Origin of the sequence: Nocardia sp. NPDC127526 (assembly GCF_042672265.1) — a bacterium.
Classification (GTDB): Bacteria; Actinomycetota; Actinomycetes; order Mycobacteriales; family Mycobacteriaceae; genus Nocardia.
The window spans coordinates 58538-73441 of sequence record NZ_JBHXVO010000005.1 but is presented as its reverse complement, the minus strand read 5'-3'; the positions used below and the strand labels follow the sequence as shown (position 1 = coordinate 73441).

Here is a 14904-nt window from a genome sequence, read left to right as displayed (position 1 = left end):
TCGGAATCGAACAACCCGATTCTAGGCGTCCACATCAGGCCACTTCATAGCCAGTCGGATACGACTGGACTGCTACCGCGGGCGGAGTAGGACTGCCGCCACCGGCAGAGTAGCCCGCATCACAATGCCCGCTCGAGGATGCCGGGTAGGGCGGCTATTCTGCCGCTACGGCTGACCGGCCGCGTCGGTGGCGAGCTGCGGACCAGGGAAGATACCGTTCAGGTATGGATTCCGGAGAGGAGATCTCGGTGAGCGGCAGTGCCGAGGCGGCGGACGCGCCGGATCCGGTGCGGCGCGGATATCCGGACGCGTATTCGGTGTGGCTGGGTCCGGCGCACCCGGAACCGCGGCGGCACCGGCCGCGCATCTCCACGCTGATCATGCTGGCGGTGTGGGCCGGGGCGTGGGCCGCCTACATCTGGCTGCCGGGCGGCTAGGTCACGAGTTGCACCGCGGTCGAACCCCCGGCGGATGCGCCGCGTAGCTCCGCGGTATGACGATCACCGAATCCGTAACTCCCACCACCGACTGGGTCGCCGCGGCCACCGCCGTCGGGACCGCGCTGGCCGAGGGTGTCGCCGAGCGCGACGGCAGCGGCGAACTCTCGCTCGCGGCCTACGATCTGCTCCGCTCGTCCGGGCTCAGCCGGGCGCTGGTGCCGGCCGAGGCGGGCGGCGGCGGGGCCACCCATCGCGAAATGGGCGATGCGCTGCGGGAATTGGGCCGTCACGATCCGTCCACCGCGGTGGCTTTCGCCATGCACACGCATCTGGTGGCCCTGCAGGTGTGGCGGCATCGGCACGGGATGGACGCGAGCGCGGTGTTCGAGAAGGTGGTCGCCGGGGCGATTCTGGCCAGCACCGGGGCCTCGGACTGGGTGGAGTCCAATGGCAGCGCCGTCAAGGTCGACGGCGGCTACCGGGTGAGCGCCCGCAAGGCGCCGGCCAGCGGCTGCGAGGCCGGCACCGTCGCGGTGACCAGCATCCGCTGGGACGACGCGCCGGACGGGCCGCAGGTCCTGCACTGCGCGATCCCCCTGAGCGCACCCGGCGTGAGCGTCGAAAAGACCTGGAACACCATCGGTTTGCGCGCGAGCGGATCGCACACCATCGTCTTCGACGACGTCTTCGTCCCCGACGCCGCCGTCTCCCTGATCCGCCCGGCCGATCTGTGGCCCCCGATTCTCAATTCGGTGATCGGCGCGGCCCTGCCCCTGGTCATGGCCGCCTATCTCGGAATCGCCGACCGCAGTGTCGAATTGGTCGCCCAGCTATTGCGCGGCCGCACCGAACCGCACATGGTGGCACTCGCCGGCGAGATGATGAACGCCTACACCACGGCCACCGACCTCATCGGCGCCATGTTCACCGATGCGGACAACCTCCGCTTCCCCAATACCGACGCCCATGCCGCCCGCACCCTGAGCCGCAAGACGGTGGTGGCGGACTCCCTGGTCGCCACCGTCCGCCTGGCCATCGAAACCATAGGCGGCGCAGGCTATTCCCGCGCCCTGCCCTTGGAAATGTGGTACCGAGACATCCACGGCTGCCTGTTCCATCCCCTCCCCCGCGCCAAGCAGACCCGCTTCACCGGCCGTGTCCTGCTCGGACACAGCCCGCTCGGCTGACCGATCAGCGCCAGCCGACCACCAGCATGGTCGCCCAGTACTCGGCGCCCGAGGGCCCCAGATACGGCACCAGGAAGTCATACAACAGGTAGGACAAAGCCACTCACCTCCACACAGGGGCCCGCCACGTCCGGCGAACCGCCACCGACCCTAACCGAGAAGGGCGGCGGTCACATCCCGATCAAACGAACCGACCGCCCTTGACACTGTTCCCGCGCGCCGGTGGCGTAAACGTCCCGGCAGCGACCGATCCGCGAACTCGGTTGCCGCCGACCGAGTTCTCCCGCAAGATCGAACGCGATGACAACTGAATTGCATGAAGCCCGGCGCTTGCTCGCCGAGGGGGATATCGCCGGATCGGTACAGGCCGTGCGTCACGCCGTGAACTTCGCCGCCGAGCCGCCGCCGCTGCCGGATCTGGCGGCCGTCCTGGCCGATCTCGCGGCGGCCGCGGATTTCGAGGACCTGGCGACAGCCGCCCGCGCCGTGCGCGACGCACCGGCGGATACCGGAGCGCTCACCGTACTCGGCTACGAGTGCGTCGAATACGGCCTGTCGTTCGCCGCGATTCCGGTACTACGCGAAGCACTCCGGGTGGGACCTCCGACCCGGCAGGCGCTCAATGAACTGGCGACCGCCTTCGAGGACGAGTACCGCCACGGCGAGGCGGTCGAGGTGCTGACGCGGTACGAGCCCATGCTCGAACCCTGGCCGGACCGCTATCTGCTGGTCTACAACGCGATTCTGGCCGCGGATCTGCCGCGCGCCCGCGCGGAGTTCGACCGGCTGCCCGAACCGGATGAGGACTGGCGCTTCCCGCGCGACCGGGTCGCCGGCATGCTGGCGCGCGCGGACCGCGCCCAGCCCGTCACCGCGCTCGACCAGCAAGATCTGCGCGGGTGGCATTTCGTCCTGACGGGCGGCTATCTCGCCACCTTGTCCCCGTTCGGCTTCGACGCCGGAATGACCGGGCGCTGGGCCTACTTCGGCGACAGCACGCAATCGTGCCGGCACGGCCTGGATCGGCTGGCGCTGATCCTCTCCGCGTCCGGACGCCGGCCACGCTCGATCTCGCTGCTGCCGGGCCGGTCGAATCGCATTCTCGGGCTGGCCGCCGCGGAGTTGTTCGGGCTGCCCGCCGAGCCGTTCGCACCGGACACCACCGACACCGTCGTGATCGCCTATGACCTGGACGATCTGGACGACGACCTGGCACACGCGCTGCGCGAGCGCACCGCGGGCCAGATTCTCTACGAGCACGCCACCTGCTGGACGCGGCCGCCCCGAGTGAGCGCCGATGTCACCGGGCTGCTGCACCAGATGATCGTCGAGCCGTGGGGACCGGGACTGCGGATCGGCGCGGACGGCAGTCCCGAGCAGACGCCCGCCGATGAACGCCCGGAGGCCGAGATCGCCGCCGAGATCGCGCGCGCCGACGGTGCGCCCGATCCGGGAGACGGGCAGACGCCCCCGGATCCGGACACCGCGCTCGCCGCCTTCGTCGCGGGCACCCGTGACAACTGGCTCGGCGGTCCGCGCACACCGATGCGTTCGCCGGGACCGGTGCGCAGTTCCTCGTTCTTGTGACGGCCGGAGGCGCCGGTGAATTCCCCAGGGCCGGTCCGAAGTTCGGCCTTCTGCCAGCGCTTTCTACAGGAGTGCGGGCGTGAGGCGTTCGCAGAGGTCGATATGGGGGTGTTGTTGCGGGGGCATGTCGGTAACCGTAGGCTGCGGGCATGCCCATTGCCGCTCGTCTCGCCCGTGGCTGCCGGCCGCGTGGCTGCCGGGCGCCTGCGCGGCGGGTGCACGGGCGGCGGGTTCGGTGGGTTATCGGGGCGGAGCCCGGTCAGGTGAATGGGATGCGATGGCTTTGCGCGCCGCGCATCGTGCGGGGTGTGTGAGGGAGAAGCTTCTCCCCTGCGCTGTTTCTCGAATCGAGGATGACGTGTCCCGGCTGGGCCGGGGGCGCCTTGTCGTGCGTTGGCGCGTGTTCGCGAACCTGACCAGATCTGTAGCCGGGATGCGTGTCCCGGCCTAGGAGCGTTCCGATCATGACAAACGAGTTCTTCCTTCCGGATCCGGAGGGGCAAGTGCCCGGTGCCGGAGGGTATTTCGGCAGGTTCGGGGGCAAGTTCATTCCGGAGGCGCTGGTCGCCGCGGTGGACGAGGTTGCCGTCGAATACGAGAAGGCGAAGGTGGATCCCGGATTCGCCGGCGAGTTCGAGGGGCTGTTGCGCAATTACGCGGGGCGGCCGAGTGCGCTCACCGAGGTGCCTCGATTCGGTGAATATGCCGGTGGGGCACGGGTTTTCCTCAAGCGCGAGGATTTGAACCACACCGGGTCGCACAAGATCAACAATGTGCTGGGGCAGGCGTTGCTCACCAAGCGGATGGGCAAGACCCGGGTGATCGCGGAGACCGGGGCCGGATCGCACGGGGTCGCGACCGCCACGGCGTGCGCCCTGTTCGGCTTGGATTGCACCGTCTACATGGGCGAGGTCGACACCCAGCGCCAGGCGCTCAATGTGGCGCGCATGAGAATGCTGGGGGCACAGGTCATTCCGGTGACGACCGGGTCGCGCACGCTCAAGGACGCGATCAATGAGACGTTCCGGGACTGGGTGGCCAATACCGAGACCACGCATTACATTTTCGGGACGGTGGCGGGGCCGCACCCGTTCCCGGCGATGATTCGCGATTTCCAGCGGGTCATCGGGGTGGAGGCGCGGCGGCAGCTACTGGAGCGCACCGGGCGGCTGCCCGATGCGGCGATCGCCTGTGTGGGCGGCGGATCGAATGCGATCGGCCTGTTCCATCCCTTCCTCACCGATGCGGGCGTGCGGCTGATCGGTTGTGAGGCAGCGGGATACGGGATCGAGACCGGCAAGCACGCGGCGACGCTGTCCGCGGGCGAGCCGGGGATCCTGCACGGTTCGCGCTCCTATGTGCTCCAGGACGACGAGGGGCAGATCACCGAGGCCCACTCCATTTCGGCGGGACTCGACTATCCCGGTATCGGGCCGGAACACGCCCATCTCTTCGAGACCGGGCGGGGCGAATACCGGCCGATCACCGATGATGCCGCCATGCGGGCCTTCCGCCTGCTGTCCGCCACCGAGGGCATCATCCCGGCCATCGAGAGCGCGCACGCGTTGGCGGGCGCTCTCGAGGTCGGCCGGGAACTCGGCCCGGACGGCCTGATCCTGGTCAACCTGTCCGGCCGCGGCGACAAGGACATGGACACGGCCACACGCTATTTCGAGAACGAGGCCGCCACCGCGGCCGAAGGGAGCGCTGCCGAATGAGCGGCAATATCCAGCTCTTGACCGATACCCTGGCCAAGGCGAAGCAGGAGAACCGGGCAGCGCTCATCGGATACCTTCCGGCGGGCTTCCCCACCGTGGACGGCGGCATCGCCGCCATCGAGACCGTCCTCACCAGCGGCGCCGACATTATCGAAGTCGGCCTGCCGCACAGTGATCCGGTGCTCGACGGTCCGGTCATCCAGACCGCCGACGATATCGCCCTGCGCGGCGGCGTCCGCATCGCCGATGTCATGCGCACGGTTCGCGCGGCGTATCGATCCACCGGCAAACCGGTTCTGGTGATGACCTACTGGAATCCGGTGGACCGCTACGGAATCGAGCGCTTCGCCGCCGAACTGGCCGACGCGGGCGGCGCCGGCTGCATCCTGCCCGACCTCCCGGTCCAGGAGTCCGAGGAGTGGCGACGCCATGCCGCCGCACACGGACTCGCCACCGTATTCGTGGCCGCGCCCAGCAGCACCACCGAGCGTCTGGACGAAATCGCCAGGGCCGGTTCCGGTTTCATCTACGCCTCGGCCCTGATGGGAGTCACCGGCACCCGCACCTCCGTCGGCGCGACGGCCGGCGAGCTGACCCGCCGCCTGCGATCCGTCACGGACCTCCCGATCTGTGTCGGCATCGGCATCTCCGACGCCGCCCAGGCCGCCGCGGTCGCGACCTTCGCCGACGGCGTCATCGTGGGCTCCGCGCTGGTCAAGGCCATGCTCGACGCCCCCGGCGCGGAGGCGGGCCACACCGCGATCGCGGCACTCACCGCCGATCTCGCCACCGGCGTGCGCGCACGCGGCTAGCCCGTCCGTGCGGGGTGCCCGCGCCGGGCATCCCGCACCCGCGGCCCTCAGTGCAGCTTGTACACATAGCGGCTGGTGGGCACGATATCGAGGTCGAGATGCGCGCCGAACCCGACCACGCTCTCCATCATGCGGGTCATGCGGCGTTGCAGTTCGGCATCGTCTCCGCCGCTGCCGTAAAACGCGTGCAGGCTGGTCATGGCGGCCATCGGGAAGAGCTCTTCGACCAGGGCGTCGACGCGATTACCGGCGGTAATGGCCGCGCGAACGGTGTTCTGGACGTAGCCGAAGGTGTCCTGGGTTTCGATGGCGACCGGCGTGTGCAGGTCGTGCCAGCGATGCAGCCACTCCTCGCGGGTGAGCTCGGCGGGAATGCGCAGCAGCGCGATATTGGCCAGCGCGTCGGTGCGCACCCCGTTCTCGACCGGCGGCGGCACGATGGGCACGCGCTCGTCGACGATCCAGCCGTTCACCGTGTCGGCCACCGAAGCCAGTGCGGCGCTGACGGTTTCGTGGTCACCGCCGGTGCGGATGCTCACGATGGCATCGATCGGCTCGGCATAGGTCGTGTGCCGCAGCTGCGCGCCGGCCACCTCGGCGTCCCGCACGTTCACCTGTAGCTCGGTCGCGCCGAGGTCCGCCAATCGGGTCCGCAGCTCGGCGGCGTGCAACCGCTCCCCCGTCTCGGCGCCCCACAGCGCGTACATCAGTTTCATGCCGGAACCGTAGACCCGCGTATGGCTGCGTCCGCATGGTTTCGGCATCCGATCCCACCCATCGGACCGGGAAAGATGCACATTCAGTGAAACGCATCACGTTTTGCTGGAGATTAACTCCATACCCGCATACCGCGGGGAAGCACGAAAGGAAAACCAATGATCATCGATCTCGTGGTTGCGGCAATCGTGTTTGCGGTTGTCGTAGCGCTCACCGGAATCGGCATATTCCTCTGAGCCACCCGCGCGCGGCTCCGAAAAGCCGGAGCCTGAATTAATCCAGCCCGAACGCCACCAATGGTAACCACCGGTTATCTGGTTGGCGCTCGGCCATTATCGGATGGAACGTACTTCCGGATCGATGTCGGCGTCGGCAGCTGTGACGGCCTCGTCCAGCAGCTGGTCGAGGTGATACGGGTAAACGGTTTCGCCGGAGTGATCCAGGGCGGCGATATCGGCGGGCGTGCACCATTTGCTGCCATTGATGGAGCGGCGTTCAACGTAGTCGAGATTGGCCGGAACCGGATCGAAGTTCTTGGCACGGAGGGCGAAGAAGAGTTCCTCGGAGCGGATCAGCTCGCCATTGAACGGGAAAACAGCGACCCGGCGCCACAATGGCCCGCGCAGCATGGACGAATCGGCGGGATAACCGGTTTCCTCGTAGAGTTCCCGAATCGCGGCCTCACGCAAGGTCTCCCCCGGATTCACGCCGCCGCCGATGGTGAACCAGAACGGCACATCGGGGACTTTCGGATCGCATCCGCGCAGCAGCAGCACCCGGTTGTCCTCGTCGAGCAGGACGACGCGCGCCGAGGTGCGGACAGTATCCACATCCAAACCGGTCGAGGCCGCAGGAGTCACGCGCTCGGCGATCTCGAAATAGGTCGGCAGCGGCGCGGTACCGCCGAGGTGCAGGATGCGGACCAGGCGGCGGGTGCGCAGCGCGAGGGTGTCGCGCACGGCGTCATTGTGGAAGCGGCGGGCGATGAGCACGCGCGCCTCGGCATCGGCGAGCTCGGCCACCAGCTGCGGCGGCAGCAGCGCGATATCGACAGCGGAAAGGGCTGCGGCGAGCTGGTTTTCGACGGCCTCGCGGTCGCGCCAGTTGGCGCGTTCGGCGCGATCGGCCAGCGCCACCAGGCGGCGGGCCTGGTCGAGGAGCTCGGGATCGGAGCCGAGCCCGGACAGGGTGGTGGCCACCGAGCGCGCCACCACGGCCCGCCGGGCGAGCGCCGCGTCCAGCGCGTGCCGGGCCTGGTCGGTGCGCACGTGCAGGCGGTCGAGGCGGTTGGCGGTGGTGTAGGCCCAGACGCCGATGGTGATGACGATCGCCGCGATGAGTGCGACGACCAGAATGCCGGTCGCGGAGAAAGTGATCATCCGGCGGTCCGCACGCGCACGTCACCGACGGTGACGGTCTCGTAGACGCGCAGGATCTGCTCGGCGACCACGGGCCAATCGTATTCGCCGACAACCTGATTCGCAGTACGAATGAACTCCTCGCGGCGGGCGGTGTCGGTGAGCATGGTGTCGAGGGCGGTCGCCAGCCGGGCCGAGTCGCCGACGGGAACCAGCATGCCCGCGGTGCCGTCGCGCAGCACCCGGCGGAAGGCGTCGAGCTCGCTGGCGACCACCGCGGTACCGGCGGCCATGGCCTCCACCAGCACGATGCCGAAGCTCTCACCGCCGATATTGGGCGCGCAGTACACATCGGCGCTGCGCATGGCCGAGGCCTTCTCGGCATCGGAGACCTGCCCGAGGAAGCGCAGGTGCGAGGCGTTCACCCCGGCCTCGCGGCGCAGCCGCTCCTCATCGCCGCGGCCCACGATCAGCACTTCCACGCCGGGATGGCGGGCCACCAGCGCGGGCAGCGCCCCGAGCAGCACCTCCATCCCCTTGCGCGGCTCGTCGTAGCGGCCGAGGAACAGCACCGTGCCGCCCGCCCGCGGATACCCTTCCAGCAGCGGCGCGTGGGCGAAGAAGGGCACGTCGACGCCATTGGGGATTTCGACGGCATCCCCGCCGAGCGCCTCCACCTGCCAGCGTCGCGCCAGCTCCGACACCGCGATCCGCCCGCTGATCTTCTCGTGATACGGCCGCAGCACGCCCTGAAAAGTGCTGAGCACCAGCGATTTCGTGGTCGAGGTGTGGAAGGTGGCCACGATCGGCCCCTCGGCGATCTTCAACGCCAGCATGGACAGGCTCGGCGCGTTCGGCTCGTGAATGTGCAGCACGTCGAAATCGTTCTCGGCGATCCAGCGCCGGATACGGGTATATGCCGTGGGCCCGAAGGACAATCGCGCCACCGACCCGTTGTAGGGGATGGCCACCGCCCGGCCCGCCGACACCACGTAATCGGGCAGCGGCGTGTCCTCGGCGGCGGGCGCGAGCACGCTCACCTTGTGCCCGCGCTCGATGAGCACCTGCGCCAATTCCACGACATGGGCTTGCACACCGCCCGGAACGTCGAACGAGTACGGGCAGACCATGCCGATTCTCATAGCGCGCCGTCTCCCCTGTGCCCCTCGGTTCCGGTGTCGGCGGCCGGTTCCCGATACCCCAGTGCTTGTTGCGCCGCCGCGATCCGATCCCGCCGGGCCTGCGACAAGTCACTGTCCCACAGCGGTTGCAGCATGTGCCAGTCGGCGGGATGGGCGGCGATATTGGCCGCGAACCGGTCCGCCAATGCCTGGGTTGCCGCGGCCACGCCGGCCGAAACATCCAGGGGCGCCTCGGTCTTCATACCCCAGGATTCCCCGCCGCGGCCGTCGGAGGTGAACCAGCAGTGCACCGGAATCAGCGCCGCCCCGGTCTCGATGGCGAGTTTGGCCGCGCCGGCGGGCATCCAGGTGCGCTCGCCGAAGAAGTCGACGGGCACGCCCTTGCCGGTGAGGTCGCGTTCGCCCATCAGGCACACGACTTTGTTCTGCCGCAGGCGATCCGCGAGGATCGGGAAGGGCGGCTGTTCGCCGCCGGTCAGGGGGAAGACCTCGAAGCCGAGGCTCTCGCGGTATTCGATGAAGCGCTCGAACAGCGATTCCGGTTGCAGCCGTTCGGCGACGGTGGACAGCCCACCGTGGTTCTGCACCAGCCACACGCCGGCCATATCCCAGTTTCCGGAATGCGGCAGCACCAGCACCGCACCGCGGCCGCGGTCCAGGGCGGCTTCGAGATTCTCGACGCCGTCCACCGTCAGGCGGCCGATGGCGGCGTAATCCATGGCGGGCAGCCGGAACGCCTCGCGCCAGTAGCGGGCATAGGAGCGCATGCTGTCGCGAATCAGGCTGTCCGGCACCTGTTCCGGCGTCGTGCCCAGCACGCGGGCGAGGTTGCGCCGCAGCTGATTCCGCTCCCCGCGGTGCGCCGCCCGATTGGCCTTGCGGGACGCGAAGTCGGCTCCGGCGTCGAATCCCTTGCGCGCCACCTGCTCCGGGAGGGCGCGCACCAGCCGCCACCCGGCCGCGTACGCCTTGTCGGTCATCGCGGACGTGAAAGAGGTGCTCACCGCTGCGGTTCCTCCGGAGCCTTGGCCGCCATCGGAATCACATCGCGCGCGCCCGGCGAATTGCGTACCGCCAGCACCCGCTGGAAGACGGTGACGATGCTCAGCACCGCCAGGATGTACATGGCCGCGTACACGGCGTAGCTCAGCCACTCGATGCCGAAATGCCCGCCGATACCGGTGAATCCGGCGCCGACCAGCACGATCACGAGGCGGTCCGGCCGCTCGATGATGCCGCCGTCGGCGGACAGCCCGCTGGCCTCGGCGCGCGCCTTGGCGTAGGAGATGACCTGCGAGGTCACCAGCACCACCAGCGTCGCCGCGAACAGGTGCTTCGAACCCTCGTGGTAGACCGCCCACCAAGCCAGCCCGGCGAAGATGGCCCCGTCCGCTACCCGGTCACAGGTGGCGTCCAGTACCGCACCGTATTTGGTGCCGCCGCCGCGGGCGCGCGCCATGGCGCCGTCGAGCATGTCGAACATGACGAACAGCCAGATCACCATGGTTCCCCAGAACAGGTGACCGGTGGGGAACAGAGTCACCGCCGCGGCGATCGAGGCGGTGGTGCCGATGAGCGTCATCGCGTCCGGTGTGAGACCGGTGCTCACCAAGGCTTTGCCCAGTGGCGCAGTCGCTTTGGCGAACGTTTCGCGACCGAAGAAGCTCAGCACGCTACTCGGATTCCTTCCATGCCTCCGCCAGCAGCGCCCGGGTTTCCCGCAGCAGCTGTGGCATGACCTTCACTCCGCCGACGACGGTAATGAAGTTCGCGTCTCCACTCCAGCGGGGCACGATGTGTTGGTGCAGGTGATCGGCGAGTGAACCCCCGGCGACGCCACCGAGATTCAGGCCGACATTGAAGCCCTCGGGCCGCGAGACCCGCTTCATGACGCGAATGGCCCGCTGGGTGAACGCCATCAGCTCGGCGCTCTCCTCGGCGGTCAGATCCTCCAGATTGGCCACGCGGCGGTAGGGCACCACCATCATGTGGCCGGGGTTGTACGGGTACAGGTTCAGTACCGCGTACACCCATTGGCCGCGCGCCAGGATGAGCCCGTCCTCATCGGTCATCTGCGGGATGTCGGTGAAGGGATGCCCGGTCTTCTTGGGCGCGTCGGCATTCGGCTCCACGCGCTCCTCGGCCGCCCCGGTGATGTAGGACATGCGGTACGGCGTCCACAGCCGCTGCAGCCGATCCGGATCTCCCGCACCGGTGTCCACGATCTGCTCACCGGAGAAGTGGCCGGACGCCGTACGTTCACTCATGCCTGCGCGCTCCGAACTTCGAAACCCTCCGCGGTGGGAGAGGTGTTCTCGCGCCGCTGAATCCAATCGACAATGGTGGCGATGGCGTCGGCCACCGGCACGCCGTTGACCTGGGTGCCGTCCCGGAAGCGGAAGCTCACCGCATCGGCCTCCACATCGCGGGCGCCGGCCAGCAGCATGAAGGGGATCTTCTGCGCGGTCTGGTTGAAGATCTTCTTCTGCATGCGGTCGTCGCTGCGGTCGACCTCGGCCCGAATGCCCTGCGCCGCAAGCTCTTCGATCACATTGTCGAGGTGCTCGGCGAAGGCCTCGGCGACCGGGATGCCCACCACCTGCACCGGCGACAGCCAGGCCGGGAAGGCGCCGGCGTAGTGCTCGGTGAGCACGCCGAAGAACCGCTCGATGGAACCGAACAGCGCGCGGTGGATCATGACCGGGCGATGCTTGGCGCCGTCGGAGCCGGTGTACTCCAGCTCGAAGCGCTCGGGCAGGTTGAAGTCGAGCTGAATGGTCGACATCTGCCAGGTGCGGCCGAGGGCGTCCTTGGCCTGCACCGAGATCTTCGGGCCGTAGAAGGCGGCCCCGCCCGGATCCGGCACCAGCTCCAGGCCGGAGTCGGTGGCCACCTTGCGCAGCGTCTCGGTGGCCTCCTCCCACAGCTCGTCGGAGCCGACGAACTTCTTCGGGTCCTTGGTGGACAGCTCGAGGTAGAAGTCGTCGAGGCCGTAATCGCGCAGCAGCGAGAGCACGAACTGCAGCGTGGAGGTGAGCTCCGCGTGCATCTGCTCCTTGGTGCAGTAGATGTGCGCGTCGTCCTGGGTCATGCCGCGCACGCGGGTCAGGCCGTGCACCACGCCGGACTTCTCGTAGCGGTACACCGAGCCGAACTCGAACATGCGCAGCGGCAGCTCGCGGTAGGACCGGCCGCGCGAGCGGAAGATCAGATTGTGCATCGGGCAGTTCATCGGCTTGACGTAGTAGTCCTGGCCGGGCTTGCGCACGGTGCCGTCCTCATTGAGTTCGGCATCGAGGTGCATGGCCGGGAACATGCCGTCGCGGTACCAGTCCAGGTGGCCGGAGACCTCGAACAGATGGCCCTTGGTGATGTGCGGGGTATTGACGAACTCGTAGCCCGCGGCGATGTGGCGGCGGCGCGAGTAGTCCTCGAGCTCCTTGCGGATGATGCCGCCCTTGGGGTGGAACACCGGCAGGCCCGAGCCCAGCTCGTCGGGGAAGGAGAACAGGTCCAGTTCCAGGCCCAGCTTGCGGTGATCGCGCTTCTCGGCCTCCTCCAGCAGGCGCAGGTACTCGTCCTGGGCCTCCTGCGATTCCCACGCGGTGCCGTAGATGCGCTGCAGATCCTCGCGGCTCTGATCGCCGCGCCAGTAGGCGGCCGAGGAGCGGGTCAGCTTGAACGCCGGAATGTACTTGGTGGTCGGGATGTGCGGGCCGCGGCACAGATCGCCCCACACCTTCTCGCCGGTGCGCGGATCCAGGTTGTCGTAGATGGTCAGCTCTTTACCGCCGACCTCCATGACCTCCGGATCGTCGATGCCCGACTTATCGGAGATGAGCTCCAGCTTGAACGGCTCCTTGGCCAGTTCGACGCGGGCGTCCTCGACCTCGACCACGCGCCGCGAAAAGCGCTGCGCGCCTTTGACGATCTTCTTCATCCGGGATTCCAGCTTGGCCAGATCCTCGGGGGTGAAGGGGCGGTCGACCTGGAAGTCGTAGTAGAAGCCGTCCTTGATGAACGGGCCGATGCCCAGCTTGGCCTCCGGGAACTCCTGCTGCACGGCCTGCGCCAGCACGTGCGCGGCCGAATGCCGGATCACGCTGCGGCCGTCCTCGGAGTCGGCGGTGACGGCCTCGACCTCGACATCGGTGTCCGGAATCCAGGACAGGTCCTTGAGGTTGCCCTCGTCGTCCCGCACCACGATGACCGCGTTCGGGCCCTTGCTGGGCAGGTCCGCCTCGCGCACCGCGGCACCCGCCGTAGTCCCGGCCGGCACCCGGACGAGGGCGGCTGGGGTCTTCGGGGGTGAGGTGTTCACGGCTGCGCACTCCTTGGCAGTGTCGTAGGCGAGGGGGCGCCTCGCCGATCTTGTTCGGATGGCCGGTCCTGCCTCGTGGCGGTGCACGACAGGCAAGACTCCGGCGCGCACCATGCTATCGGCATGGTCCCGGCCCCGCGTCGATGGACCATGCCGTCGCGTCGCCGCCGGGGGGCGCAGCGATCCGGCGCACGTGCCGCGAAGACGATCCGCCCACGCCGCCGAGACCTTCCGACCGTCGCGCCGCGATCGAATCCGACCGTCCCGGCCCCGTCTCCGCGGTCCCGCCCCGCACCGCGTCCAAGCAGCTCAGCCGCGCGCCGCCAACTCCGCCAGCAGCTGTTCCCGTTGCGCCGCAGGACGTTTCGGGCAGCTGGTGCACATCTCGCAGCCCGGCACCTCGAAGACCAGGCAGCAGGAGATGCGACGCACAAAAGTGCGCCCGCCGATATCACTGAAGCGCGGTACCGGCAGCCGTCCGGCCACCTCGCGCGCCAGATGCGCCCCCACCTCGTCATCGCCCGCGTCCAGGGCGCGATTGCCGATGGCGTCGGCGACGATCGCCCACAGCGACGCCTCGCCCGCGCCCGACACGCGCGACACCACCGGAATGACCTGCGAGAGGGTGTGCCGCAGCAGCGGCCCCGCACCGGTGCGCGGAATCTCCCAGCCGAGCGTGTCGCACGCGCGGTCGGCGCAGGCTCCCGCCTGGGCCGCGGTCATTTCGCCCGAGGGCGACGCGACCGCCGGTTCCGGCACGACGGGCTCGAGTTCGATACCCGGCTCGAGTTCGACGCCCGGCTCGAGCCGGACCCCGGCCTCCGGGTGTGTGCCGGAGGCGAGCGCGGCCACCGCCTCGGGGGTGATCTGCAGGACCTGCTCGATCCCGCCGTCGGGGCGAATCTCGAGGGCCAGGTGTTCGAGGGTGGGGTCGAAGTCCTCGTCATCGTGCGCATAGGCGACCACGATCGGTTTCACCAGCGAGGAGGCGGCCATGCACCACCACAGGGTGCCGGAGACGCGGACGTCGCCGGTGCCCCAGGAGATCCCCATATCGGCAATGCGCTCGCCCAGCCATTCCGGGCGCAGCAATTCCGTGCCGGGCACGAGCACCGGCCCGGTGTTCACTGGAACAGCGGACTGCGCAATGGTTCCCATTCGACTCCGATCAGGTCGCCGACGACACCGAAGGTTCCGAGCAGCCACAGCGTCACGAGCACGACGGCCAGGGTGAGTACCGCACCGAGCCCCTTGACCAGCCATCCCTGCGCGGAATACCAGTCCATGACCCGCCGATACCGCCCGTGCGTCCAGTGCAGCGTCCGATGCGCCCAGGCGAATTCGGTGGCCAGGATCCCCAGCCCCGCGAAAACGATCAGCCAGCCCGGGCCCGGATACGGAATCGCGAGAATTCCGACCACCAGCACCGCGACACCGAGCACGCCCACCGCGATGCGGTAGACGACGTTCAGCGTAGGGCGATCCGCCACATGTCCACGCAAGGCGCGCCAGCGCCGCCACTTCCCCGTCGCACTTTCCGGCGACTCCCCCACGGTCCGCGGACCCGGATCAATCTCGGTGCTCACACAGGCCAGGTTACGTCCGTCCGCCCGGCCCGGCCT

General features: G+C 68.6%; 15 protein-coding genes. 6 read left to right on the top strand and 9 right to left on the bottom strand.

The annotated features are described in order from the left end of the window. Positions 1 to 224: 224 nt before the first annotated feature. From ACFVIV_RS11355 to trpA, 6 genes are all read left to right on the top strand, one after another. Entirely contained in the window at positions 225 to 437 is a 213-nt protein-coding gene (locus ACFVIV_RS11355; RefSeq protein ID WP_379195078.1) for a hypothetical protein, read from the top strand. Between the two features lie 56 nt (positions 438 to 493). After that, entirely contained in the window at positions 494 to 1627 is a 1134-nt protein-coding gene (locus ACFVIV_RS11350) for an acyl-CoA dehydrogenase family protein (protein ID WP_379195076.1), read from the top strand. A 300-nt stretch (positions 1628 to 1927) separates the two neighbouring features. Beyond that, positions 1928 to 3214, top strand: a complete 1287-nt coding sequence (locus tag ACFVIV_RS11345) for a hypothetical protein (RefSeq protein ID WP_379195074.1) — start codon at positions 1928 to 1930, stop codon at positions 3212 to 3214. A gap of 149 nt (positions 3215 to 3363) precedes the next feature. Continuing rightward, the gene (trpM, locus tag ACFVIV_RS11340; protein WP_379195072.1) at positions 3364 to 3528 is read left to right on the top strand and encodes a tryptophan biosynthesis modulator TrpM; all 165 of its coding nucleotides are present in this window, start codon (positions 3364 to 3366) and stop codon (positions 3526 to 3528) included. Positions 3529 to 3678: 150 nt separating this feature from the next. Continuing rightward, positions 3679 to 4932, top strand: a complete 1254-nt coding sequence (gene trpB, locus ACFVIV_RS11335) for a tryptophan synthase subunit beta (RefSeq protein WP_379195071.1) — start codon at positions 3679 to 3681, stop codon at positions 4930 to 4932. After that, a complete protein-coding gene (trpA, locus tag ACFVIV_RS11330; RefSeq protein WP_379195069.1) occupies positions 4929 to 5744 on the top strand; it encodes a tryptophan synthase subunit alpha in 816 nt (271 codons plus the stop codon). The genes trpB and trpA overlap by 4 nt, the downstream gene beginning before the upstream one ends. Before the next feature lie 47 nt (positions 5745 to 5791). Here trpA and ACFVIV_RS11325 read toward each other — a convergent pair whose 3' ends face one another. The 9 genes from ACFVIV_RS11325 to ACFVIV_RS11285 form a co-directional block, all read right to left on the bottom strand. Next, a complete protein-coding gene (locus ACFVIV_RS11325) occupies positions 5792 to 6460 on the bottom strand; it encodes a hypothetical protein (RefSeq protein WP_379195067.1) in 669 nt (222 codons plus the stop codon). 333 nt (positions 6461 to 6793) lie between these two features. Beyond that, positions 6794 to 7837, bottom strand: coding sequence for an NUDIX domain-containing protein (locus tag ACFVIV_RS11320; protein ID WP_379195628.1), 1044 nt, complete (start codon positions 7835 to 7837; stop codon positions 6794 to 6796). After that, the gene (locus ACFVIV_RS11315; RefSeq protein ID WP_379195065.1) at positions 7837 to 8961 is read right to left on the bottom strand and encodes a glycosyltransferase family 4 protein; all 1125 of its coding nucleotides are present in this window, start codon (positions 8959 to 8961) and stop codon (positions 7837 to 7839) included. The genes ACFVIV_RS11320 and ACFVIV_RS11315 overlap by 1 nt, the downstream gene beginning before the upstream one ends. Then, positions 8958 to 9965 (bottom strand): phosphatidylinositol mannoside acyltransferase, encoded by a 1008-nt coding sequence (locus ACFVIV_RS11310; protein WP_379195063.1) that lies wholly within the window; start codon positions 9963 to 9965, stop codon positions 8958 to 8960. The genes ACFVIV_RS11315 and ACFVIV_RS11310 overlap by 4 nt, the downstream gene beginning before the upstream one ends. Further along, the gene (gene pgsA / locus ACFVIV_RS11305) at positions 9962 to 10633 is read right to left on the bottom strand and encodes a phosphatidylinositol phosphate synthase (protein ID WP_379195061.1); all 672 of its coding nucleotides are present in this window, start codon (positions 10631 to 10633) and stop codon (positions 9962 to 9964) included. The genes ACFVIV_RS11310 and pgsA overlap by 4 nt, the downstream gene beginning before the upstream one ends. Position 10634: 1 nt before the next feature. After that, positions 10635 to 11228 (bottom strand): HIT family protein, encoded by a 594-nt coding sequence (locus tag ACFVIV_RS11300; RefSeq protein ID WP_379195059.1) that lies wholly within the window; start codon positions 11226 to 11228, stop codon positions 10635 to 10637. After that, a complete protein-coding gene (gene thrS / locus ACFVIV_RS11295) occupies positions 11225 to 13282 on the bottom strand; it encodes a threonine--tRNA ligase (RefSeq protein WP_379195057.1) in 2058 nt (685 codons plus the stop codon). The genes ACFVIV_RS11300 and thrS overlap by 4 nt, the downstream gene beginning before the upstream one ends. Before the next feature lie 309 nt (positions 13283 to 13591). Then, a complete protein-coding gene (locus ACFVIV_RS11290) occupies positions 13592 to 14410 on the bottom strand; it encodes a (2Fe-2S)-binding protein (protein ID WP_379195055.1) in 819 nt (272 codons plus the stop codon). Continuing rightward, positions 14407 to 14868, bottom strand: a complete 462-nt coding sequence (locus ACFVIV_RS11285; RefSeq protein WP_379195053.1) for a TIGR02611 family protein — start codon at positions 14866 to 14868, stop codon at positions 14407 to 14409. The genes ACFVIV_RS11290 and ACFVIV_RS11285 overlap by 4 nt, the downstream gene beginning before the upstream one ends. Positions 14869 to 14904: the final 36 nt, after the last annotated feature.

Coding starts and splice junctions, on each gene's coding strand:
- ACFVIV_RS11325 (WP_379195067.1), bottom strand. CDS start 6,460: ATGAAACTGATGTACGCGCTGTGGGGCGCCGAGACGGGGGAGCGGTTG.
- ACFVIV_RS11345 (WP_379195074.1), top strand. CDS start 1,928: ATGACAACTGAATTGCATGAAGCCCGGCGCTTGCTCGCCGAGGGGGAT.
- trpA (WP_379195069.1), top strand. CDS start 4,929: ATGAGCGGCAATATCCAGCTCTTGACCGATACCCTGGCCAAGGCGAAG.
- ACFVIV_RS11350 (WP_379195076.1), top strand. CDS start 494: ATGACGATCACCGAATCCGTAACTCCCACCACCGACTGGGTCGCCGCG.
- ACFVIV_RS11315 (WP_379195065.1), bottom strand. CDS start 8,961: ATGAGAATCGGCATGGTCTGCCCGTACTCGTTCGACGTTCCGGGCGGT.
- trpM (WP_379195072.1), top strand. CDS start 3,364: ATGCCCATTGCCGCTCGTCTCGCCCGTGGCTGCCGGCCGCGTGGCTGC.
- trpB (WP_379195071.1), top strand. CDS start 3,679: ATGACAAACGAGTTCTTCCTTCCGGATCCGGAGGGGCAAGTGCCCGGT.
- ACFVIV_RS11355 (WP_379195078.1), top strand. CDS start 225: ATGGATTCCGGAGAGGAGATCTCGGTGAGCGGCAGTGCCGAGGCGGCG.
- ACFVIV_RS11300 (WP_379195059.1), bottom strand. CDS start 11,228: ATGAGTGAACGTACGGCGTCCGGCCACTTCTCCGGTGAGCAGATCGTG.